At 68.2% G+C, this 21564-nt stretch carries 20 protein-coding genes; 13 read left to right on the top strand and 7 right to left on the bottom strand.

The window, feature by feature from the left end; all coding sequences use genetic code 11:
* The first annotated feature begins 10 nt into the window (after positions 1 to 10).
* Positions 11 to 928 (top strand): 2-hydroxy-3-oxopropionate reductase, encoded by a 918-nt coding sequence (locus AC3WQR_RS28785; RefSeq protein ID WP_492745345.1) that lies wholly within the window; start codon positions 11 to 13, stop codon positions 926 to 928.
* 98 nt (positions 929 to 1026) lie between these two features.
* Here AC3WQR_RS28785 and AC3WQR_RS28780 read toward each other — a convergent pair whose 3' ends face one another.
* Complete coding sequence (locus AC3WQR_RS28780) at positions 1027 to 2367, bottom strand: NAD(P)/FAD-dependent oxidoreductase (RefSeq protein WP_062473369.1); 1341 nt, start codon at positions 2365 to 2367, stop codon at positions 1027 to 1029.
* A gap of 220 nt (positions 2368 to 2587) precedes the next feature.
* Here AC3WQR_RS28780 and AC3WQR_RS28775 point away from each other — a divergent pair, with 220 nt between their 5' ends.
* A complete protein-coding gene (locus tag AC3WQR_RS28775; RefSeq protein WP_492728165.1) occupies positions 2588 to 4888 on the top strand; it encodes an NADP-dependent malic enzyme in 2301 nt (766 codons plus the stop codon).
* A gap of 89 nt (positions 4889 to 4977) precedes the next feature.
* Here AC3WQR_RS28775 and AC3WQR_RS28770 read toward each other — a convergent pair whose 3' ends face one another.
* From AC3WQR_RS28770 to AC3WQR_RS28760, 3 genes are read right to left on the bottom strand one after another with little or no spacing between them, the layout of a single operon-like run.
* The gene (locus AC3WQR_RS28770) at positions 4978 to 5769 is read right to left on the bottom strand and encodes an aspartate/glutamate racemase family protein (RefSeq protein WP_062473365.1); all 792 of its coding nucleotides are present in this window, start codon (positions 5767 to 5769) and stop codon (positions 4978 to 4980) included.
* A 13-nt stretch (positions 5770 to 5782) separates the two neighbouring features.
* The gene (locus tag AC3WQR_RS28765; RefSeq protein ID WP_492745342.1) at positions 5783 to 6832 is read right to left on the bottom strand and encodes an S-methyl thiohydantoin desulfurase domain-containing protein; all 1050 of its coding nucleotides are present in this window, start codon (positions 6830 to 6832) and stop codon (positions 5783 to 5785) included.
* A gap of 42 nt (positions 6833 to 6874) precedes the next feature.
* Positions 6875 to 8536, bottom strand: a complete 1662-nt coding sequence (locus AC3WQR_RS28760) for an OPT/YSL family transporter (RefSeq protein ID WP_492745340.1) — start codon at positions 8534 to 8536, stop codon at positions 6875 to 6877.
* A gap of 160 nt (positions 8537 to 8696) precedes the next feature.
* On the opposite strand from AC3WQR_RS28760, the gene AC3WQR_RS28755 reads away from it, so the two are divergent.
* The 11 genes from AC3WQR_RS28755 to AC3WQR_RS28705 all read left to right on the top strand — a co-directional run bounded on the left by AC3WQR_RS28755 (position 8697) and on the right by AC3WQR_RS28705 (position 19231).
* Positions 8697 to 9476 (top strand): IclR family transcriptional regulator, encoded by a 780-nt coding sequence (locus AC3WQR_RS28755; RefSeq protein WP_159273294.1) that lies wholly within the window; start codon positions 8697 to 8699, stop codon positions 9474 to 9476.
* Positions 9477 to 9762: 286 nt separating this feature from the next.
* Complete coding sequence (locus AC3WQR_RS28750) at positions 9763 to 10677, top strand: dihydrodipicolinate synthase family protein (protein WP_492745338.1); 915 nt, start codon at positions 9763 to 9765, stop codon at positions 10675 to 10677.
* 38 nt (positions 10678 to 10715) lie between these two features.
* The gene (locus AC3WQR_RS28745) at positions 10716 to 11333 is read left to right on the top strand and encodes a TRAP transporter small permease (protein ID WP_354343885.1); all 618 of its coding nucleotides are present in this window, start codon (positions 10716 to 10718) and stop codon (positions 11331 to 11333) included.
* Position 11334: 1 nt separating this feature from the next.
* Complete coding sequence (locus AC3WQR_RS28740; protein WP_062473357.1) at positions 11335 to 12600, top strand: TRAP transporter large permease; 1266 nt, start codon at positions 11335 to 11337, stop codon at positions 12598 to 12600.
* A 49-nt stretch (positions 12601 to 12649) separates the two neighbouring features.
* Positions 12650 to 13648 carry a TRAP transporter substrate-binding protein gene (locus AC3WQR_RS28735; RefSeq protein WP_492745336.1) on the top strand — a complete coding sequence of 333 codons (999 nt, stop codon included), beginning with the start codon at positions 12650 to 12652 and terminating at the stop codon, positions 13646 to 13648.
* Positions 13649 to 13802: 154 nt separating this feature from the next.
* Positions 13803 to 14837 (top strand): ABC transporter substrate-binding protein, encoded by a 1035-nt coding sequence (locus AC3WQR_RS28730; RefSeq protein WP_062473355.1) that lies wholly within the window; start codon positions 13803 to 13805, stop codon positions 14835 to 14837.
* On the top strand, positions 14837 to 15700 hold the full coding sequence (locus AC3WQR_RS28725) for an ABC transporter ATP-binding protein (RefSeq protein WP_492745334.1): 864 nt from the start codon (positions 14837 to 14839) through the stop codon (positions 15698 to 15700). The genes AC3WQR_RS28730 and AC3WQR_RS28725 overlap by 1 nt, the downstream gene beginning before the upstream one ends.
* Before the next feature lie 10 nt (positions 15701 to 15710).
* Positions 15711 to 16481 (top strand): ABC transporter permease, encoded by a 771-nt coding sequence (locus tag AC3WQR_RS28720; RefSeq protein WP_070062385.1) that lies wholly within the window; start codon positions 15711 to 15713, stop codon positions 16479 to 16481.
* Between the two features lie 11 nt (positions 16482 to 16492).
* Positions 16493 to 16969, top strand: coding sequence for a nucleoside deaminase (locus AC3WQR_RS28715; protein WP_159273291.1), 477 nt, complete (start codon positions 16493 to 16495; stop codon positions 16967 to 16969).
* A complete protein-coding gene (locus AC3WQR_RS28710) occupies positions 16969 to 17787 on the top strand; it encodes an aminoglycoside phosphotransferase family protein (protein ID WP_492745331.1) in 819 nt (272 codons plus the stop codon). The genes AC3WQR_RS28715 and AC3WQR_RS28710 overlap by 1 nt, the downstream gene beginning before the upstream one ends.
* Before the next feature lie 10 nt (positions 17788 to 17797).
* Positions 17798 to 19231, top strand: a complete 1434-nt coding sequence (locus AC3WQR_RS28705) for a hypothetical protein (protein ID WP_492745329.1) — start codon at positions 17798 to 17800, stop codon at positions 19229 to 19231.
* On the opposite strand, the gene AC3WQR_RS28700 is transcribed toward AC3WQR_RS28705, so the two are convergent.
* The 3 genes from AC3WQR_RS28700 to AC3WQR_RS28690 form a co-directional block, all read right to left on the bottom strand.
* Positions 19228 to 19449, bottom strand: coding sequence for an oxidoreductase-like domain-containing protein (locus tag AC3WQR_RS28700; RefSeq protein WP_062473346.1), 222 nt, complete (start codon positions 19447 to 19449; stop codon positions 19228 to 19230). The two genes, AC3WQR_RS28705 and AC3WQR_RS28700, sit on opposite strands and share 4 nt — an antisense overlap.
* A gap of 16 nt (positions 19450 to 19465) precedes the next feature.
* Positions 19466 to 20812 carry a sensor histidine kinase gene (locus tag AC3WQR_RS28695; RefSeq protein ID WP_492745327.1) on the bottom strand — a complete coding sequence of 449 codons (1347 nt, stop codon included), beginning with the start codon at positions 20810 to 20812 and terminating at the stop codon, positions 19466 to 19468.
* A 61-nt stretch (positions 20813 to 20873) separates the two neighbouring features.
* Positions 20874 to 21554, bottom strand: coding sequence for a response regulator (locus AC3WQR_RS28690; protein WP_062473345.1), 681 nt, complete (start codon positions 21552 to 21554; stop codon positions 20874 to 20876).
* Positions 21555 to 21564: the final 10 nt, after the last annotated feature.

Genomic DNA, 21564 nt, shown 5'->3' with positions numbered 1-21564 from the left:
AAACAGAGACATGACCACCGCAGCAACTGCACAAAAAATCGGATTCATCGGCCTGGGCATCATGGGCGCCCCCATGGCGGGCCACCTGCTCGACGCAGGCCACGAGCTCTTCGTGAACACGCACGGCAACACGCCCGAGCCCTTCGTCTCGAAGGCCACCATCTGCGGCTCGGCCGCCGAAGTGGCGCGCAAGGCCGACATCATTTTCATCATGGTGCCCGACACCCCTGACGTGGAGAAGGTGCTGTTCGGCGCGCCGGGCGCGGAAGGCGTGGCCGACGGCCTGAAGGGTTCGCAGGGCAAGATCGTGGTGGACTGCAGCTCCATCGACCCGATCGCCACCAAGGAATTCGCGCGCCGCATCGTGGCGCTGGGCGCCGGCTACATCGACGCACCGGTCTCGGGCGGCGAAGTGGGCGCCAAGGCCGCGAGCCTGACGATCATGTGCGGCGGCGACGAAGGCACCTTCGGCCGCGTGAAGCCGCTGCTGGACAAGATGGGCAAGAACGTGACGCTGGTGGGCAGCGCGGGCGACGGCCAGGTCTGCAAGGTGGCCAACCAGATCATCGTGGCGCTGAACATCGCCGCCGTGAGCGAAGCCCTGGTGTTCGCCTCGAAGGCCGGCGCCGACCCGGCCAAGGTGCGCCAGGCGCTGATGGGCGGCTTTGCCAGCTCGCGCATTCTGGAAGTGCACGGCGAACGCATGATCAAGCGCACCTTCGCGCCGGGCTTCCGCATCGCTCTGCACCAGAAGGACCTGAACCTGGCGATGCAAAGCGCCCGTTCGCTGGGCGTGGCCCTGCCGCAGACCGCGAACGCAGCGCAGCTGATGAATGCCTGCGCGGCGATGGGCTACGGTCAGCTGGATCACTCGGCGCTGGTGAAGGCGCTCGAGGCGCTGGCACAGCACACGGTTACCCCGGATTGAGCAGCAAACACCGAGGAACCGGCTTTGCCGGGCCTCAGGTGTTGCCCCCGGTAGGGGGTTGGCGTAGCGACACGAAGTGCGCGCAGCCTGGGGGCGAGCTAAGTTTTTGCAGCTTCCAGCGACTCCTTCAGGTTGCGTCGGCGCCATGCCCAGGTCTTCACGGCCTGCGGCAGGATGCCGATGCACGACGCGTAGTACGTCACCTTGAAGCCCCAGAAGCGCGGCCCGATGGGCGTGTTGCGGAACAGATCGCCGGCCAGGATGGACAACAGCGCCTCCTGCATGCGCCAGATGTTGCGCGGCGCCATGAACAGGCGGCGGATGGCGGGCGAGGTGATGCGGTAGATGAACCACGAGAACATCTTCGGCCCGTGCTTCATCACCTTCTCGTAATGGCGGAAGGCCTTCTCGGCCTCCTTCGCCTCGCCCTTGAGCCAGTGGTCGGCGCAGGTCGCGGCCTCGAAGCCGCTGTTCATCGCCAGGTACACGCCCGAGGAGAACATCGGATCGACGAAGGCGTAGGCGTCGCCCACCATCATGAAGCGGTCGCCGCGGCAGAACTTGGAGTCGTAGGCGTAGTTGCCGGTGGTGGTGGCGCCTTCCATCAGCGTGGCGTTCTTCAGCCGCGCGGCCAGCTTGGGCGCCAGCGCGATGGTCTGCATCAGGAAGTCTTCGAGCGAGGCGCCCTGGCGCCGCTTGAAGTAGGCCGGCGAGGCCACGGCGCCGACGCTCACGGTGCCGTCCTTCAGCGGGATGTACCAGAACCAGCCGTGGTCGAACCAGAACAGCGAAATGTTGCCCTCGAAGCGGCCCGGCCGGCGCTCGGCGTTGGCGAAATGGCCATAGAGCGCGGCGCTCGCATGCTTGCGGTTGCGCTGCTTGGCGTCGAACTGGTTCGACAGCAGCGTGTCGCGCCCGCTGGCGTCGATCACGAAGCGCGGGCGCCATTCGGTCTCGGTGCCGTCGTCGGCCTTGACCTTCACCAGCGGGCGGTTGTCGGGCGTGCCCTTGCCGGCGTCCATGTCGACGCCGGTGACGCGCCGGCCCTCGAAGGTGCGCGCGCCGCGCTTGCCGGCGTGGCGGAACAGCAGCTCGTCGAATTCCGAACGGCGCACGTGCACGGCATAGGGAAAACTCTTGTCCATCGCCTGGCCGAAGTCGAAGTGGCTGCTGTGGTCGTGCCAGGGCGAGACGAATTCGGCGCCGTGCTTGCGCAGGCCGATGGCCTCGACCTCGGTGCGCACGCCGAGCCGGTCGAACAGCGGCATGTTCATCGGCAGCAAGGATTCGCCGATGTGAAAGCGCGGGTGCTGCGCCTTCTCGAGCAGCACCACGTCGTGGCCCTTGTCTGCGAGCAAGGCAGCCACCGTGGAGCCCGAAGGGCCTCCGCCGATGACCACGACATCCGGCTCGGTGCCGGTGAAAGGTCCGGGTGTCATTCGATGTCCCTCCGTGTTGTTCTGTGGTTGTGGACGTTGGTTCGCCGCACCGCCCGTGCGGCACGGATTTGCCCCCCGGAAACGGGGGTGTTGAAGTTTAGCGAGTCGGCAGACCCTCTCGATCAGGCGGAAGATAGAGGGTCTCGTCGTTCCCCCCGAGAGAAGAGGCCGCGCTTTTGCGGTAGCCTCATTGCCCGCCAGAACCTAGGAGACTTTTCAAATGGCTGCATCCCTGTCCCCCGCTGAAGAAGCACTTCGAGAAGCAGCGCGCGAATACCACCGCTCGCCCGTCAAGGGCAAGATCTCGATCACCCCCACCAAGCCCCTGCTGAACCAGCGCGACCTGTCGCTGGCTTACTCGCCGGGCGTGGCCTACCCCTGCCTCGACATTGCGGAAGATCCCGCGCTCGCGGCCGAATACACCGCCCGCGGCAACCTCGTGGGCGTCATCACCAACGGCACCGCCGTGCTGGGTCTGGGCAACATCGGCCCGCTGGCCTCCAAGCCCGTGATGGAAGGCAAAGGCTGCCTGTTCAAGAAATTCGCCGGCATCGACGTGTTCGACATCGAGCTGGCCGAGAACGACCCCGACAAGCTGGTCGACATCATCGCGGCGCTGGAACCCACGCTGGGCGGCATCAACCTCGAGGACATCAAGGCGCCCGAGTGCTTCTACATCGAGAAGAAGCTGCGCGAGCGCATGAACATCCCCGTGTTCCACGACGACCAGCACGGCACGGCCATCATCTCGGCCGCGGCGCTGCTCAACGGCCTGGAACTGGTCGGCAAGAAGATCGAAGACGTCAAGATCGCCGTCTCGGGCGCCGGCGCTGCCGCCATCGCCTGCCTGGACGTGATGGTCGGCCTGGGCGCCAAGCCCGCCAACATCTACGCCTGCGACTCCAAGGGCCTGATCTACATGGGCCGCGCAGGCGGCTTCGACGAATCGAAGGCCCGCTACGCCCAGAAGGACACCGGTGCCCGCACCCTGGCCGACGTGGTGAAGGACGCCGACGTGTTCCTGGGCTGCTCGGCCCCCGGCGTCATGAGCGCCGAGATGGTCAAGACCATGGGCACGCAGCCGATCATCCTGGCGCTGGCCAATCCCGAGCCCGAGATCCGCCCCGAGCTGGCCAAGGCCGTGCGCCCCGACTGCATCATCGCCACGGGCCGTTCGGACTACCCGAACCAGGTCAACAACGTGCTGTGCTTCCCGTACATCTTCCGCGGCGCGCTCGATTGCGGCGCGAGCAAGATCACGGAAGAAATGAAGCTGGCCTGCGTGCGCGAGATTGCCGACCTCACCAAGGCCGACATCAGCGAAGAAGTGGCCACCGCCTACGCCGGCCAGGAGCTGGCCTTCGGCCCCGACTACATCATCCCGAAGCCCTTCGACTCGCGCCTGATCCTGCGCATCGCGCCGGCCGTGGCCAAGGCGGCCGCCGCCTCGGGCGTGGCCTCGCGCCCGATCGAGGACATGGAGGCCTACCGCCAGCACCTGACGCGCTTCGTCTACCAGACGGGCATGTTCATGCGCCCGGTGTTCAGCGCCGCAAAAATCTCCACCACCAAGCGCGTGGCCTACGCCGAGGGCGAAGATGAGCGCGTGCTGCGCGCCGCGCAGTGGGCGGTCGACGAAGGCCTGGCCCAGCCCATCCTGGTGGGCCGCCCCGCGGTGATCGAGGCACGCATCCAGAAGGCCGGCCTGCACATCCGCCCCGGCACCGACTTCGAGATCGTGAACCCGGAAGACGATCCGCGCTTTCGCACCTACTGGGAGAGCTTCCACAAGCTCATGGGCCGCCGCGGCGTCACGCCCGAGGCCGCCAAGACCATGGTGCGCCGCTCCAACACGACCATCGCCGCGCTGATGCTGCACCTGGGCGATGCCGACGCGATGATCTGCGGCCTGGTCGGGCGCTTCGACGTGCACCTGGAGCACATCCGCAACCTGATCGGCCTGAAGCGCGGCGCGCCCGGCTTCGCCACGCTGAATGCGCTCACGCTCGAAAAGCGCACGGTGTTCATCACCGACACCAACGTGAACGAAGACCCGAGCGCCGAGCTGCTGGCCAGCATCGCCGTGATGGCCGCCGAAGAGGTGCGCCGCTTCGGCCTGCCGCCGAAGGTGGCCTTCCTGTCGCACTCGAACTACGGCACCTCCAGCCGCGGCTCGGCGCGCAAGATGCGCCTGGCACGCGACCTGTTCTCGCAGATGGCGCCCGACATCGAGTGCGACGGCGAGATGCACGGCGACGCCGCGCTGTCGGACGAGATCCGCCGCACCGCCCTGCCCGAGACCACGCTCTCCGGCGAGGCCAACCTGCTGGTGTGCCCGAACCTCGACTCGGCGCACATCCTCTACAACGTGCTGAAGATGACGGGCGCGAACGGCATCACGGTGGGCCCGATCCTGCTGGGCGCCGCCAGCTCGGCCCACGTGCTGACGCCTTCGGCGACGGTGCGCCGCATCATCAACATGACGGCGCTGGCCGTGGCGAAGGTGAAGTCCCAGGACTGAGGCTGACGCCGACGTTTCTTCCCTGAAACAGCAACGCCCCGTCGCGATCTCCGCGGCGGGGCGTTTTTCATGGGGCCGTGTTCAGGTGTTCAGGCGCGAACGGGCGACACCACCGGCACGTCGGCCGGGTCGAACACGTTCCAGGCCAGCAGCTCCTTGTCTTCGGGCGGCGGCTCGCAGCCGCCGACGCGGCTGGGCTTCCAATCGAAACGCTGTTTCATATCGGCCAGCGCCTCGGCACGCTTGAAGGCGGCCAGCGCCGAATCGATGACGGGCACGCCCAGCGCGTCCTGCAGCTGGCGGTAGAAGCCGAACTCGAGCGTGCAGCCCAGGATGAGCGCCTCGGCGCCGTCCTCGTCGATGGCGCGGCGGCCCTGGGCGATCATGCGGCGCACGGTTTCGTCGCGGTCGCGCTGGAAGTCTTCCACGCCGAGTTCCAGCGCACGGAACGAGGCGATCAGGTGCGCATGGCCGTACTCGCGCACGCGCGCCTCGATGCGCGGCACCCACTTGCGCCGCCCGACGATCACCGACACCTTCTGCGCCAGGTTGGACGCGACCTCGAACGAGGCCTGGCAGGGCGCGACCACCACCGTCTGGCCGGAGATCTCGCGCGCCTCGACCAGCACCGGGTCGTAGAAGCAGCCGACCACCACGGCGTCGAAGCCCTGCTGCGCGGTGTCGCGCACGGCGCGCACGATGTCGGCGCCCAGCAGCGCCTCGTAGCTCTGGTACTCGACGTGGTGCTGCACCGAGGCGTTGCGCAGCGACACCACCTCGACCTCGGTGCCGGGGTTCTTCACCTGCGCGAACTCTTGCGCGAAGCGCGCGTTGTAGGTGTCGTTGCCGACGGCCCGGATCCAGCGGATGCGCAATGCCATGTGGCTTCTCCGTTCAGGCCGGCGCGAAGGCTTCGCCCAGCGACTTCTCGAGCGGCCGGTACAGCTCGGGCATGAACATCGTGCGCGACAGCAACAGCCGCGCGCGCGGCGCCACCAGCACACGCAGCCGCGCGCCCTGGCGCACATGCGCCGACACCACGGGCTGGCCGTCGTCCGAGAAGGTCATGATCAGGTCGGGGAAGCGCGCGATGCGCTCACCGCCCTGCGCCAGCAGCATGTACTCGTTGATGAAGCGCAGCGTGGTGCCGGCCGCGTCGTCGAGCTCGACCACGCCGACGTCCAGCCCTTCCTGCTGCTCGCAGCGGTAGCTGCGCACCGTGCCTTCGGCGACAAGGCGGCCGTCGAGCGAACGAGCCACGGCATCGACGCCGCCATCGAGAAAGGTCTGGCCCAGCGCGATGGCGTGGCTGATGGCGCCCGGCGCGCCGTGCTGGCGTGCGTAGCCCACGGTCACGGGGTTGCGCGCCACGGCCACGAGGCCGCCCGCCTCCACCGAGGCGCGGCGCACCACGGCCGAGGTCTGCTCGAGCCGGCCCGACACCACGCCTTCGACATAGCGGTGCGGCTCGCCGCCCGCGTAGGCCTGCACCGAGAGGTAGTCGGGCTCGGTGTGCAGGCCCAGCGCGCCCATCACGCTCGAGGGGTGGGCGCGGCCGTTGCACGCGAGGTCGATCACGGGCAGGCCGGTCATGGCGGCATGGAACCAGCCGTTGACCGTGGTCTCGGCGCCGTTCTCGTTGGCATGCAGCGCGACCAGCTTCTGGCCCGCCGGCAGCTCGCGCCGCAGCAGCTCCAGCGTGCGCAGCAGGTGCGCCGGCTGCACGTGCGGATCGGGCGCGGCCGGCGCGCCGACCAGGGCCATGGTGGCGGTGAGCGCGGCCTCGTCGAACTCGTCGACGCTCCACAGCTGCGGCGTGCCGACCTGCAGCGCCAGCTGCGCGGCGCGCTCGCCGGCCGCGATGAGCCCGCCGCCCCCCCCGCCGAGGATGGCGCCGCCCCAGATGGCCGCGCGGACGTCGTCGCTGGTCAGATTGCGTTTCATGGATTCGATTCCTGTGTGTGTGATGAAAGGAAAGAGGGAGAACTACTTGCGCAGGCTCTTCACCGCGCCCGAGAAGAAGCTGTAGAGCGCATCGCCCGCGATGACGCCGCCGGCGAACACCTCGAGCCGTTCGCGCGCGGCGGCGCCGAGCACGCCGTGCACCGCGAGCCGGCAGGCGATGCCGGCCGCGACCATCCAGCCGGCCATCGGGCTGGCGATGAGCAGGCCGGTGGCGAACAGCACGCCCAGCTGCTGGCGCGGCCCGCCCGCCAGCTGCAGCAGCGCACCGGGCACGGCCCACAGCGCGAGGTTGCGCGCGGTCTCGCCCGAGATGCCGGCCTTGATGGCGGCCACGTAGGCGGCGTTGATCGGCGCGGTCTGGTGGTTGGCGAAGAACAGCGGGTACGCGCAGGCCACCACCACGATCGCCACGCCGAAGCCGACCATGCCGGCGATCATCTGTTCGCGCCGGCCTTCGAGTTCGAAGGCCGAGCCCGAGGCCTCGCCGCGCAGCAGGTGGCCGGCCTTGAGGTCGTAGCCCATGTCGGCAAAGGCCGGGCCGGTGGCGGCCGAGAAGCCGGCCAGCACCACCAACGCCTCGGGCGGAAAGCCGATCAGGATGCCCAGCAGCAGCGAGATCAGCGCCACCGCGAAGGCCGGGAACCAGCCCGAGTGCATGGCCGCGATGCCCACGATGAGTTCGTGCACGAAGGCCGCGAAGGTGCCGTAGACGATGAACAAGGCCAGCATGCCCGGCGACATGCCGGTGTAGATGCCGGTGCCCGCGCACAGCAGCACCATGATCGCCAGATAGCCCGCGCCGCCCAGCTTGAGCGAGCGGCCGAGCACGCTGGCGCCGCGCGCCTCGGCCAGCGCCTCTGTCGTCGCGGCGGTGCTGTCAGGGTCGGCCTCGCGCCCGTGCTTCTTCAGCACCACGCGCGCCACCTGCACCAGCGCGACGAGGCCGGCGCCGATCATCATCCCGTGCGGCACGTAGCGCGTGCCGATGTCGAAGCCGAACAGCGGCGCCGAGTAGCCGCGCACCAGCATCCCGATGCCGAAGGCGGTCATGGCGCCGAGCCCGCCGATCAGCGCCACGCCGAAGGCCGACATCGGCAGCTTGAACACCGCGCCCGCCACGCCGGTGGCCAGCCCGCCCAGCAGCAGCCAGGCCTGCTTGCCGCCGCCGTCGCCCGCCTTGATGGCCTCGGCCGCGGCGATGCCCAGCGGCCACGGGTTCTTCGCCGGGAAGGCGGGCGTGTCGAACATGCGGTACAGCAGCCAGGCGTCGAGCAGCATCGCCAGGCTCACGCCGATGAGCATCGGCACCACCATCTGCGGCAGGCCGAACAGGAACGGAATGCCGATCGGCAGGAACAGGCTGTTGGCCGCGCCGAAAGTGGCCGACGAGATGCTCGTCTGCGCCAGGTTCTGCGCATGCACCGAGCGAAAGCCCCGGAACATGGCCAGCGGCACGCGCGCCAAGGTCATGGCCGCGAGCGCGCCGATCAGCGAGGTGCTCGGCGTGATGCCCAGGCTGGCCAGCATCTGGATGCCGACGATGGCGCCGAACACGCTCAGCACCACCGTGAGGATCAGGTTGGCGGGCGCGAGCGCCTTGGGATGCAGCGCGGCCGGCGGCAACGCGGTGTGCCCGGCGCCCTTGTCTTCCAGCGGCGCGACGGCGGTCACTTCATGGTGCATGGTCATTCCTTGTTAGTTCCATATTTTGGAACCATGTCCAATAAACTTGGACTGAATGATAAAACCGTACTTTCGGCTGTCAAGCGGGCGTTCACCCGGGTCGGCCGAAAAGACGCACCGGCGCCGAACCTATGATTCCCACCCCAACCTATCGAACACGATGAGCACCCTTGCCAACGCCATGGACGTCCTGAAGCTGATCGCGCGGCTGCGCCGCGACATCACGGTGACGGACGTCGTGACCGAGCTGGGCCTGCCCAAGAGCTCGGCCTCCCGCACGCTGAGCATGATGGCCGGCTACGGCTTCCTGGACCGCGACGCGGCCACGCGCGCCTACCGCCCGGGCGGCGTGATCATGGAAGCCTCATACCACTTCCGCGCCTCGCGCAACACGGCCTCGCTGGTCGAGGAAGCGCTCGACGCGCTGGTGCGCGAGACGGGCTACACGGGCTACATCAACGTGCTCGATGGGGCCGACACGCTGGTGATCCAGATGCGCACCGGTGCCGGCGCGCTGCAGATCTACACGCCGCCGGGCAGCCGCGCACCCGCCTACTCCAGCGCCATGGGCCGCGCGCTGCTGGCCCGCCTGGACGACGACGAAGTGGGCGCCCTGATCGGCACCAAGCTCGACCAGGGCCGCGGCCACGCACCGAAGACACGCAAGGACCTGCTCGCGCGCCTGGCCGTGATCCGCGACACCGGCTGGGCCCTGTCGCGCGGCGAGTACGTGACCAACGTGGCGGGCATCTCGTCGGCGGTCCTCGACCCCGCCACGCGCCAGACCTACGCCTTCGGCATCGCGCTGCCCGCGGAGCAGCTGTCGGAAGCGCTCGTGGAACGCTTCGGCGCCACGGTGCGCGACGCCGCCAGCAGCGTGGGCAAGCGCGTGGGCGATCCGTACTGGCTGGGCTTCGGGGCGACGGCCGCACTGACGTAGCCACACCAGCGCCGGCGCAAGCCGCACGCCCCGCCGCGTTCACCGCTGCGGGGCTTTTTTTCGTCCGCCGCATCCTGAGGCGTGGGTGCGCCAAGGCGGTGCTTCCAGACGTCCGATCGCCCTTTTCAGAAGCCTCCAACCACCATTTCGGCTGGCATGCAATCTGCTAATACCCTGAGCAGATATTTCTCATATCTTACTAATATATTTAAAAACCAAGCCTTCAAGCCCTGGTTTCGACCGCTGTCCGCAGCGCCCTTTTCTTCTTTTTTCGAGGTACACGTCCATGAGCAATCCCCGCTGGCAAGGCATCTTCCCCGCCATCACCACCAAGTTCCACGCCGACGAAAGCATCGACGCCGAGGGCACCGCCCGCCACATCGACTTCCAGATCCGCAACGGCATCCACGGCCTCGTCACCTGCGGCTCGCTGGGCGAAGCCAGCACGCTGACGCTCGAAGAAAAGCTGCAGGTCGCGAAGATCGCCCTGGAAGCCGCCGACGGCCGCATCCCCGTGCTGGCCAACGTGTCGGAGACCAGCACCCGCGAAGCCCTGCGCTACGTGGACGGCGCCAACAAGCTGGGCGTGGCCGGCTACATGGTCATGCCTTCGGTGATCTACGTGGCCGACCCGCGCGAAGCGATGCTCAACGTGCGCACCATCGCCAACGCGGCCCAGAAACCCATCATGGTCTACAACAACCCGGTGGCCTACCGCGTGGACCTCAAGCCCGAGCACATGGTCGAGCTGGCCGATTGCGAATGGATCGCCGCCATCAAGGAAAGCACCGACGACATCCGCCGCATCACCGACCTGCGCAACACGGTGGGCGACCGCTACCAGCTGTTCCTGGGCGTGGACGACCTGGCCTACGAAGGCCTGGCGCTGGGCTGCGACGGCCTGCTGGCTGGTGTGGGCTGCGCCTTCCCGCGCGAGACGGTGGCGCTGTACGACCTGATGAAGGCCGGCAAGTTTGCCGAAGCCCTGAAGCTGTACCAGTGGATGACGCCGATGCTGCACCTGGACGTGTCGACCAAGCTGGTGCAGAACCTCAAGCTCATCGACCTGCTGGTCGGCGTGGGCACCGAGCACATGCGCCGCCCGCGCCTGCCGCTCATCGGCGAGGAGCGCGCCTTCATCGAGAAGGTCGTCGCCAAGGCGCTGGCCACGCGGCCCGCGCAGTACCAGTCGGTCATGTAATCGCCGCGCGCACGACGCACCGCAAGGCCCAGAACACCATGCAAGACAACGCCTTGAAAGAGAGCGGCGGCCTGTCCCGCCGCGTGCTCGACGCGTCGGACTTCGTCCTGCGCTGCGAGCGCCACCTGCTCAGCAGCCTGATGGGGTTGCTCATCGTGCTGGTGCTGCTGAACGTGGTCACGCGCTACGGCGGCTTTCCGCTCTACTGGGTGGACGAGGCCTCGGTGTACTGCGTGGTCTGGCTCACCTTCTTCGGTGCGTCGGCGATGACGCGGCTGCGGCTGGACTTTGCGGTGACGCTGCTCACCGACAAGCTCGGCACCCGGGCCGCGCGCATCGCCAAGGCCAGTGCCTCGGGCGGCGTGCTGCTGCTCGGGCTGGCCCTGCTCGCGATGTGCTGGCTGTGGATGGACCCGGCCGGCATCGTGCGCCACGGCTTCGACGCGAAGGAATTCGCGGCCGAGAGCTTCAACTTTCTCTACACCGAGCGCACGCAGACGCTCGACTGGCCGACGTGGGTGGTGCAGCTGATCCTGCCGATCTTCGCGCTCACCCTCAGCGTGCATGCGCTGGCCAACCTCCTCGAAGACCTCGGCCTGCAGCCCAAGCGCACGCACGACGAGTTCCATGTCGCCAACGCGGACGCCGTGAACTGAAATGCTGACCTCTGCCTTCTTCCTGCTGATCATGCTGGTCGGCGTGCCGATCGGTGCCTGCCTGTGCCTGTCGGGCATCGTCTACATCCTCAACTCGGGCGACACGGTGCTGTTCCAGTCGTTCCCGGTGCAGATGTTCGGCGGCGTCGACAGCTACAGCCTCATTGCGATTCCGCTGTTCATCCTGATCGGCGAGATCATGAACGGCGGCGGCATCACGCGCCGCCTCGTCGACCTCGCGCTGGCCTTCATCGGCTCGGTGAAGGGGGGTCTCGCCTACGTGAACATCCTGGCGAACATGCTGGTGTCGTCGATCATCGGCTCGGCCACCGCGCAGGTGGCGATCATGAGCCAGATCATGGTGCCCGAGATGGAGAAGCAGGGCTACGACAAGACCTTCGCCGCCGGCATCACGGTGTACGGCGGCATGCTCGGCCCGATCATTCCGCCCTCGGTGATGTTCGTGGTGTACAGCGTGCTCGCGCAGGTGGCGGTGGGCGACATGCTCATCGCCGGGATCATCCCCGGCGTGATCCTCACGGTGCTGTTCTTCATCGTCATCGCCGGCATGGGCGTGATCTACAACTACCCGCGCACCGAGAAGCGCACCGCCCGCCAGCGGCTGCACACGATCCTCACGGCCTGCCCGACGCTGCTCATTCCCATCGTGATCGTCGGCTCGATCCTCGGCGGGCTGGCCAACCCCACCGAATCGGCAGCCGTGGGCGCGGTGGCCGCGGTGCTGGTGGGGCGCTACGTGACCAAGGAATTCCGCTTCGCGATGATTCCGCAGATCCTGCTGAAGTCGGCGATCTACTCGGCGGTGGTGCTGTTCCTGGTGGCGGCCGCCGCGGTGTTCTCGTGGCTGCTGATCTACGGCAAGGTGCCGCAGGCCACGGCCGCATGGATACAGACCGTGGCGAAGGACCCGATCGCCTTCCTGCTGCTGGTGAACGTGATCCTGCTGGTGATCGGCACCGTGATCGACGGCATTCCCGGTCTCATCATGACCGTGCCGATCCTCTTGCCCATCGCGACGGAAATCTACGGCATCGACCCGCGCCATTTCGGCGTGGTGGTGGTGATCAACCTCGTGCTCGGGCTGATGACGCCGCCGGTGGGGCTGAGCTTCTTCGTGGCGTCGGCGGTGACCGGGGCCAAGCCCGGAAAGATGTTCATCGTCACGCTGCCCTTCTTCCTGATCTGCTGCGTGGCGCTGGTGCTGCTGTCGCTGTTCCCGAGTCTGTCCCTGGCGCTCATCAAGTAAGCGCTGATCCGCGTTCCCGTTCATTCACCTCACCCCACAGGAGCTTCGCATGCCCCTCTCTCGCCGCCAGTTCGTCCAGGCCGCCGCCGGCACCGCCGCCGCGTCGACCGCCCTCTTCGGCACCGTGTCGCGTGCCGCCGCCGCCAAGGAATTCCGCCTGGGCCTCATCACACCTGCGGGCCACTCGTGGAACCGCGCCGCGGTGAGCTTTGGCGAAGCACTCAAGAAGGCCACCGACGGCCGCCTGAGCGCCACGGTGTTCCACTCGGGCCAGCTCGGCAACGAGTCGGCCATGATGCAGCAGCTGCAGTCGGGCGCGCTCGACATGGGCTGGATCCAGGCAGCCGAACTCGGTTCGCGCGTGGCGAGCGTGGCGGCCATCAACGCGCCCTACCTCGTGCGCTCGACCACGAACGTCGCCTCGCTGGTGCGCACGCCCGCGGCGCTCAAACTGCTCGACGTGCTGCCGCGCGAGACCGGCACCATCGGCCTGGGCTGGGGCATCACCGGCATGCGCGTGGTGTTCGCCACCAAGGACATCGCCTCGCCCACCGACCTGAAGGGCATGAAGCTGCGCATCAACCCCACGCCGGTGTACCGCGACTTCTACCAGCTGCTGGGCGCCGCGCCCACGCCCATTCCCACGCCGGGCGTGTTCGACGCCATGTCCAACGGCCAGGTCGACGGGCTCGAAGCCGACATCGAGTTCTCGTGGAACCAGCGCTTCGACCGCGTCTCGAAAACGCTGCTGCCGATGAACGCGCTGTTCATGCCCTTCGCGCCGCTGGTGTCGGGCCGCATCTGGCAGACGCTCGACGCCAAAGACAAGGCGCTCATCACCGACCTCGTGAAGCAGCAGCTCGACGCGCAGATCAAGGACATCGTGACCACCGAGCTGGGCCTCATCGACAAGTTCAAGGCCAGCGGCATCGCGATCAAGAGCGCCACCAACTACAACCCCGCGCCGGTCATCGCCGAATTCGACAAGGTCTGGCTGCCCAAGGCGCCGCAGATCGCCGAGCTGCGCAAGATCGGCGCGACGCTCTGACGAGGCTTCAGGCCCCGATTCCCAGGCGCGGTGCACGCCGCACACGCCCTGGGCGCGGCGCGCACCTCGGTGATTCACCGGAAGGGTTCGCACCAATCGCGTGCGGGCACCGTTTTTGCTTGAATGCCGAAGCATTCACCTTCACGGAACCCGCATGAACAAGCGTCAACTGATCCAGTCCTTCCTCGCCGCCTCGGCCCTCAGCTTCGGCCTGTCTTCGGCCATGGCCCAGAGCCCGACGCCGATCAAGTTCCAGCTCGACTGGCGTTTCGAAGGACCGGCCGCGCTGTTCCTGCACCCCGCGGCCAAGGGCTACTTCAAGGCCGCCGGTCTGGACGTGACCATCGACGCCGGCAACGGCTCGGGCGGCACCGTGACGCGCGTGGCCTCGGGCGCCTACGACATGGGCTTTGCCGACCTCGCGGCGCTGATGGAGTTCCACGCCAACAACCCCGACAGCCCGAACAAGCCGGTGGCCGTGATGATGGTCTACAACAACACGCCGGCCTCGGTCATGGCGCTCAAGAAGAGCGGCATCACCAAGCCGGCCGACCTCGCCGGCAAGAAGCTCGGCGCGCCGGTGTTCGACGCCGGCCGCCGCGCGTTCCCGATCTTCGCCAAGGCCAACAACATCGGCGCCGTGAACTGGACCGCCATGGACCCGACGCTGCGCGAGACCATGCTGGTGCGCGGCGACATCGACGCCATCACGGGCTTCACCTTCACCTCGCTGCTCAACCTGGAAGCGCGCGGCGCCAAGGCGGCCGACGTGGTGATCCTGCCCTACCCCGACTACGGCGTGAAGCTGTACGGCAACGTGATCATCGCCTCGCCCAAGCTGCTCAAGGACAACCCGGCGGCGGTGAAGAAGTTCCTCTCGGCCTTTGCCAAGGGCGCCAAGGAAGTCATCGCCAACCCGGCCCTGGGCATCGAATCGGTGAAGGCGCGCGACGGCATCATCGACAGCAAACTCGAGACGCGCCGCCTGCAGCTGGCCATCGACACCGTCATCAACAGCGCCGACGCGCGCACCGACGGCTTCGGCGCCGTCAACGCGGGCCGCATGTCGCTCATGGCCTCGCAGGTGTCCGACGCCTTCAACACCAAGACGCGCGTGAGCCCCGACGCCGTGTGGACCGCGGCGATGCTCCCGCCGGCGGCCGAGCTCAGCGGAATCCTGCGCAAGTGATGGCGGCCGGCGCAACGACACCCGACGCAGCTGCCCCCTTCGTCGATTTCCAGGACGTCTGGCTCGCCTACAACGAAGAGCTGCTGCGCGCCAACCACTTCGCGGTCGAGGCCATCGACCTGAAGGTGACGCGCGGCGAGTTCATCGCCATCGTCGGCCCCTCGGGCTGCGGCAAGTCGACCTTCATGAAGCTCACCACGGGGCTGAAGATGCCCTCGATGGGCAAGATCCGCATCGACGGCCAGCCCGTGACCGGGCCGCTGAAGATCTCGGGCATGGCCTTCCAGGCGCCTTCGCTGCTGCCGTGGCGCACCACGGTCGACAACGTGCTGCTGCCGCTGGAAATCGTCGAACCCTACCGCTCGAACTTCAAGGCCAAGCGCAAGGAATACGAAGAGCGGGCCCGCCGCCTGCTGCAGAAGGTGGGCCTGGGCGGCTACGAGGACAAGTTCCCGTGGCAGCTCTCGGGCGGCATGCAGCAGCGCGCGAGCATCTGCCGCGCGCTCATCCACGAGCCCAAGATGCTGCTGCTGGACGAACCCTTCGGCGCGCTCGACGCGTTCACGCGCGAAGAGCTGTGGTGCATCCTGCGCGACCTGTGGACCGAGCAGCAGTTCAACGTGATCCTGGTCACGCACGACCTGCGCGAGTCGGTGTTCCTGGCCGACACGGTGTACGTGATGAGCAAGAGCCCCGGGCGCTTCGTGGTGAAACGCGAGATCGACCTGCCGCGCCCGCGCGAGCTGGAGCTGACCTACACCAAGGAGTTCACCGACATCGTGCTCGAACTGCGCGGCCACATCGGCGCCATCCGCGGCAACGCCACCACCCCCTCCGCCGCTGCTGCGGCGGCAGCGCACTGAGGAGGCGGCGATGAAAAACAGCAAACAACTCGAGCGCTGGTCGCCGTGGCTGCTGCTCGTGGCGGTGCTCCTGCTGTGGCAGGTGATCTGCGCGGGCTTCGGCGTGTCGGACTTCATCTTTCCGAGCCCGCTGCGCATCTGGGAGCAGTTCTGGGAGTTCAAGGAAATCATCGCGGGCCACGCGTGGCGCACCTTCTGGGTCACGATGGCGGGCTTCGGCCTGGCGATCGTGGTGGGCGTTCTGCTGGGCTTCGTGATCGGCAGCTCGCGCCTGGCCTATGCGGCGATCTACCCGCTCATGACGGCCTTCAACGCGCTACCCAAGGCGGCCTTCGTGCCGATCCTGGTCGTGTGGTTCGGCATCGGCATCGGGCCGGCGATCCTCACGGCATTTCTGATCAGCTTCTTCCCGATCATGGTGAACATCGCGACCGGCCTGGCCACGCTCGAGCCCGAGCTGGAAGACGTGCTGCGCGTGCTGGGCGCCAAGCGCTGGGACGTGCTCGTCAAGATCGGCCTGCCGCGCTCCATGCCCTACTTCTTCGGCTCGCTGAAGGTGGCGATCACGCTGGCCTTCGTCGGCACCACGGTGTCGGAGATGACCGCCGCCAACGAGGGCATCGGCTACCTGCTGATCTCGGCCGGCTCGGCCATGCAGATGGGCCTGGCCTTCGCGGGCCTGATGGTGGTGGGCGCGATGGCGATGATCATGTATGAGCTGTTCAGCCTCATCGAGAAGCACACGACCGGCTGGGCACACCGCGGCTCGCAGAACGCATAAATAATGGGGGCATGACCCCCGAACAGATCACCCGCGCGCTGCGTCGCGCCGACGCCGTGGCGCGACGCGCCATGGCCATGGGCCGCCACCCCTTCGGCGCCGTGCTCGTCGCACCCGACGGCGAGACCATCCTCGCCGAGCAGGGCAACATCGACACGGTGCACCACGCGGAGGCCACGCTCGCGCGCCATGCGGCGCAGAACTGGCCGCCCGAGTACCTGTGGCAGTGCACGCTGGTGACCACCTTCGAGCCCTGCGCCATGTGCGCGGGCACGAGCTACTGGGCCAACATCGGGCGCATCGTGTACGGCGCGGAAGAATCCGCGCTGCTCGCCCTCACCGGCGACCACCCCGAGAACCCGACGCTGAGCCTGCCCTGCCGCGAGGTCTTCGCGCGCGGACAGAAACCCGTCGAGGTGATCGGCCCCGTGCCCGAAGTGGCCGACGAGATGATCGCCACGCACCGGGGGTTCTGGGAATCGCGCTAGTGGTCCCGCACGGCGTGTTCGCGCCTTACCTGGAACGCTGGCAGCTCACGCCCGACGGCGAGGCCTTCACGTCGCTGAGCGGCACGCTGCTGCCCGTGCGCCAGCAGGGGATTGCGGCCATGCTCAAGGTGTCGCACGAAGCCGAGGAACAGGCAGGCAGCCTGCTGATGGCCTGGTGGAACGGCGACGGCGCCGCGCCCGTGCTGGCCCATGACGGCGAAGCCCTGCTGATGGTGCGCGCGCAAGGCACGGCTTCGCTTGCACAGATGGTGAAAGACGGTCGCGACGACGAGGCCACGCGCATCCTGTGCGCCGCCGCCGCGCGCCTGCATGCCCCGCGCGACATGCCGCCGCCCCCGACGTTGGTACCGCTCGCGCGCTGGTTCGAGTCGCTGTGGGCCGGCGCGGCCACGCACGGCGGCGTCTTCGACCACAGCGCACGCACCGCGCGCGAACTGCTGGCGGCGCCGCGCGAGGTGGTCGTGCTGCATGGCGACATCCACCACGGCAACGTGCTCGACTTCGGCCCGGCCGGCTGGCTCGCCATCGACCCCAAGGGCCTGCACGGCGAGCGCGGCTTCGACCACGCGAACATCCTGTGCAATCCGGACGGCGAGAGCGCGCTGGTGCCGGGGCGCTTCGCGCGCCGCATCGAGGTCATCGCGGAGGCCACGGGCATCGAGCGGCGCCGGCTGCTGCAGTGGGTGCTGGCGTGGGCGGGGTTGTCGGCGGTGTGGATGCTGGAAGATGGCGAGGCGCCTGGGGGCACGCTGGAGGTGGCGAAGCTTGCGGCTGCGGCGCTCGGGATCGCCGGCTAGATTCGGACGCATGTCTCGCCCCCACTCTTACCTTGATGTCCTCGCGCGGGTTCTGGCGCTGCCGCTGTCGGAAGGCCTTGCGTCTTCTGACGAGCGCTTTCATGCGGCATCGGCGGGTGCGGATGCGCTGATCGTCGATGTCGAGAAGCGCCGCTACCACCGCGTGCCCGATGCGCGCCCTCTGAGCTTTGAAGACGCGGCGCAGGACGGCGTCGCGCAGGCAGCGCTGCAGCTTGAACACCGCGATGGCGTTCGCACGATCGCGCTGGCTGCGCAGGACGACAGCTTCTGGACGCCGCTGCCCGACCCGCGCGTGATCGGCCTGCCGCGCATCGTGCAGCGGCATGACACGGCGTGGACATCTCCGGCGCCGCCGCCTTCAAATGCCCCTTCACGAACCAGCGTCACCGACTGGCTGGGTTCGCTGGTCGCGCTGGCGGTGCTGGCCTTCTTTGCTGCCTTCGGTTTCAACGCACTGCGCTGGTCGTTGGAAGGAGGCTGGAACCTGCTGTGGCTGCTGGTGGGGCTGCCGGTGTTTCCGATCTTCGGCGTGCTGACGCTGGTGGCCGTCTATTCCCTCGTGCGGCGCGCCCTGCCGCCGCCGAGACGCCAGGCGCTCGAAGCGATCCACGTCGGTCGCGACGAAAGCTTTCGCCTCGGCGAGCCGATGGCGTTCAGGGTCGATGCCATGGTGCCGGTGTCCGTCGATGGCCAGCCCGCGCAGGCACCGCCGCAGATCCTCGCGGACCTCATCGTCCAGACCCTGAACGATCCGGCGGATGGTGATTGGTCGTTGAGGGATCAGTTCTGGGGCACGGGCAGTGCCGATGCTGCTCCATCGACGCCCACCGGCACAGGCGAACGCCGCGTGCACTATGCCGGCAGCGTGACAGCCACTCGCAGGACACCGCGCGCAGCACAGGAGCGTTGGTACCTGAAGCTTTCCACCAGCCTGGAAACGGGTGTCGAGCCTTTCCACATCGCCAGCCTTGCCACGCCTCCGTTGATCGTCCCTTACCAGATGGTGCAGCCTCCGGACCGCCACGCGCAGCTCGAGGCCCTGCTGCACAACACGGCCTCGGACCTGATCCACGAGGCCTACAACGGCGAGAACGGCACAGCCCTGCGTGATGACTTCACGCCCGACGAGTGCCGAGCGGTATTCACCATCGACGCCGACGCGCTGGTCGACCATGCGATGGCCACCCGCTGGTACGAAGGCAGGATCAGGGCCGAGCGAATCAGCAGCGATGGCTGCTTCTACATGCTGAAGGAAGGTCCGGCCTTCCAACTCATGTACACCGAGCGCCATGAGACCGTGACGGTGTGCGAGTCACCTGATCTGCGCAGCGTGGTGGGGCGCTACCTTTTCGCAGAGCATCTTTTTGTCGACCATCTGGCGGGTGCGGAAGCAATCAAGGTGCTGCGCCCCCGCGTCTACTAACCCAGCAGCAGCGACGCCTCATCCCGCCAATAAGCCACCGCCGCCAGCCACCCTTCCCACACGCACCCATTGCAGCCACGCCCGCAGCAGGTGGTCGGCTCCGGCGGCGGCGCGCGCATCGCCACCCCTTCGGCATCGAGCATCGCCTGCACGCGCGCGATCAGCGCCTGCGCGCCAGCAAGGTTCGTGGGTTCCGGCAGCCGGTCGATGGCGTTCATGACAAGCGGGTCTTCTTCAGGCCTCGAGGTTCATCAGTTCGAGCCGCATCTTCGCGCCGCCCGATTCGCTCGAGCCGATGCTCAGCTGGCCGCGGTGCAGCCGCGCCACCTCGGCCACGAGGTGCAGGCCCAGCCCGGCGCCGCGCCCGCGCGGCACGAGCCGGTGGAACGGCGCCACCACGCGCTCGCGGTCGGCCTCGGGAATGCCGGGGCCCGAGTCGCGCACCTCGATGCACGAGGGCTCGCACAGCCGCACCTGGATGTCGCAGCCCGGCCCGCCGTGCTCGATGGCGTTCTGGATCAGGTTGGTGAGCGCGCGCTCGAGCGAAGGCGCGTCGCCGCGCACCGTGAGCGGCTGCGGCGCATCGACCGACAGCGTGCAGCGGCTGCGGATGGCGAGCGGCGCGATGTCGGCCGCCACGCGCTCGCACAGCGACTTCAGTTCCACCTGCTGGTCGAGCGACAGGCCGTGGTCCAGCCGCTGCAGGTCGAGCAGCTGCTCGGCCAGCGTGGCCAGCCGCGCCGAGGCCTGCATGAGCTTCATCTTCAGCGGGTCGTTGGGCAGGCCTTCGAGGTGGATCTGCAGCGTGGTGATCGGCGTGCGCAGCTCGTGCGCGGCGTCGGCCAGGAAGCGCTCCTGCCGGTCGTAGCCTTCGTTGAGCCGGTCGAAGGCGCGGTTGACCGCGTTGACCAGCGGACGGATCTCGCTGGCCACGTTGGCCAGCGGCAGGCGCGTGGTGCGCTCGTGCACGTCGATGCCTTCGGCATGCTCCGCCGTGGCCACCACGCCCTTCAGGCCGCGCTTCACGACGAACGGCGTCGCCAGGATCACGCCCAGGCAGGTGACGAGCGCCATCGGCGCCACCAGGAACAGGAAGGCGATGCCGGTGCCCTTGAGCGTGTTCTCCACCGTGAGCGGGCCGCCGGTCTGCGCCATCACCGCCACCGGACCGGCACGCGATTCGATGCGCTCAAAACGGGCCTTGGGGCGGGTGCCGTCGCTCTCGGGGTCGATGGCTACGCGCTCGGTGTCGTCGAGCGCATCGAGCAGCCGCAGGTAGGCGGGCGGCACCTCGCCGTGGCGCAGCTGCACACCGTGCGGGTCGCGCACGATGAACCAGAACTGCGGGTCGGCCTTCTGCAGCCGCCGCAGCGCGCTCGTGGGCTCGACCACCAGCTGGCCGTCGGTGCCGCGCATCAAGGCGCGCTGGATGGCGGCCACCGTCTCGTGGCCGGTCTCGTCGACCACGCGGCCCAGCGCCCACGCCAAACCGAGGAAGCCGCCCATCACCAGCAGGCCGACCACCACCTGCAAGAGGATGAGGCTCCAGATCAGCCGCCAGCGCAGCGAAAGCAAGCTCATTGGTATGCCTTCGTGCTTCGCACTGCGGCGCGAGCTTGCTTGGGGCGGCCCGGCGCTGCGCTCATGCCGACTGCGGCGCGCACATGAGATAGCCCACCCCGCGGATCGCATGGATCTCGACCTGCGCGCCGGCCTTGTCGAGCTTGGAACGCAGGCGCGAGACGTGCGTGTCGAGCGCGTTCGACTGGATGTCGTCCTTGTGGCCGTACACGCGGTCTTGCAGCGCCTCGCGCAGCACGGTGCGGCCGCGGTGTTCGAGCAGCGTCTCGAGCACCAGCAGCTCGCGCCGCGGCAGCGTGAGGCAGGCCTCGCCCACGTGGGCCTGGCGCGTGTGGTGGTCGAAGCGCAGCTGCCCGAGCGTCATGATGAAGTTGGCGCGCACCGCGGGGCGGCGTGCCAGTGCGCGCACGCGGGCCAGCAGCTCGTCCATCGAGAAGGGCTTGGCCAAGTAGTCGTCGGCGCCGCCGTCCAGGCTCAGCACGCGCTCGGCCACGTCGGTCATGGCGGTGAGCACGAGCACGGCGCAGGCGATGTGGTTCTGCGCGAGGAACGCGACGAGCGAGAGGCCGTCGCCGTCGGGCAGCCCGCGGTCGAGCACGACCACGTCGTAGGGCGCGCCGAGCGCGGCCTCCTCGGCCGCGCGCAGCGAGCTCGCCACATCGACCACCGCCTGGTTCTGGCGCAGCGCCGACGCGAGCGCCTGCGCCAGGTCGGCTTCGTCTTCGACAAGCAGGATTCTCATGGGGGGGATG

The sequence above is a fragment of the Variovorax sp. FW305-3-2-15-B-LB1 genome (assembly GCF_058787635.1).
The sequence above is the reverse complement of the archived record's forward strand: the minus strand, read 5'-3'. Positions and strand labels throughout refer to the sequence as shown.

Coding starts and splice junctions, on each gene's coding strand:
- AC3WQR_RS28735 (WP_492745336.1), top strand. CDS start 12,650: ATGCCCCTCTCTCGCCGCCAGTTCGTCCAGGCCGCCGCCGGCACCGCC.
- AC3WQR_RS28720 (WP_070062385.1), top strand. CDS start 15,711: ATGAAAAACAGCAAACAACTCGAGCGCTGGTCGCCGTGGCTGCTGCTC.
- AC3WQR_RS28700 (WP_062473346.1), bottom strand. CDS start 19,449: ATGAACGCCATCGACCGGCTGCCGGAACCCACGAACCTTGCTGGCGCG.
- AC3WQR_RS28740 (WP_062473357.1), top strand. CDS start 11,335: ATGCTGACCTCTGCCTTCTTCCTGCTGATCATGCTGGTCGGCGTGCCG.
- AC3WQR_RS28745 (WP_354343885.1), top strand. CDS start 10,716: ATGCAAGACAACGCCTTGAAAGAGAGCGGCGGCCTGTCCCGCCGCGTG.
- AC3WQR_RS28785 (WP_492745345.1), top strand. CDS start 11: ATGACCACCGCAGCAACTGCACAAAAAATCGGATTCATCGGCCTGGGC.
- AC3WQR_RS28755 (WP_159273294.1), top strand. CDS start 8,697: ATGAGCACCCTTGCCAACGCCATGGACGTCCTGAAGCTGATCGCGCGG.
- AC3WQR_RS28725 (WP_492745334.1), top strand. CDS start 14,837: ATGGCGGCCGGCGCAACGACACCCGACGCAGCTGCCCCCTTCGTCGAT.
- AC3WQR_RS28760 (WP_492745340.1), bottom strand. CDS start 8,536: ATGCACCATGAAGTGACCGCCGTCGCGCCGCTGGAAGACAAGGGCGCC.
- AC3WQR_RS28730 (WP_062473355.1), top strand. CDS start 13,803: ATGAACAAGCGTCAACTGATCCAGTCCTTCCTCGCCGCCTCGGCCCTC.
- AC3WQR_RS28780 (WP_062473369.1), bottom strand. CDS start 2,367: ATGACACCCGGACCTTTCACCGGCACCGAGCCGGATGTCGTGGTCATC.
- AC3WQR_RS28715 (WP_159273291.1), top strand. CDS start 16,493: ATGACCCCCGAACAGATCACCCGCGCGCTGCGTCGCGCCGACGCCGTG.
- AC3WQR_RS28765 (WP_492745342.1), bottom strand. CDS start 6,832: ATGAAACGCAATCTGACCAGCGACGACGTCCGCGCGGCCATCTGGGGC.
- AC3WQR_RS28750 (WP_492745338.1), top strand. CDS start 9,763: ATGAGCAATCCCCGCTGGCAAGGCATCTTCCCCGCCATCACCACCAAG.
- AC3WQR_RS28705 (WP_492745329.1), top strand. CDS start 17,798: ATGTCTCGCCCCCACTCTTACCTTGATGTCCTCGCGCGGGTTCTGGCG.
- AC3WQR_RS28775 (WP_492728165.1), top strand. CDS start 2,588: ATGGCTGCATCCCTGTCCCCCGCTGAAGAAGCACTTCGAGAAGCAGCG.
- AC3WQR_RS28770 (WP_062473365.1), bottom strand. CDS start 5,769: ATGGCATTGCGCATCCGCTGGATCCGGGCCGTCGGCAACGACACCTAC.
- AC3WQR_RS28695 (WP_492745327.1), bottom strand. CDS start 20,812: ATGAGCTTGCTTTCGCTGCGCTGGCGGCTGATCTGGAGCCTCATCCTC.
- AC3WQR_RS28690 (WP_062473345.1), bottom strand. CDS start 21,554: ATGAGAATCCTGCTTGTCGAAGACGAAGCCGACCTGGCGCAGGCGCTC.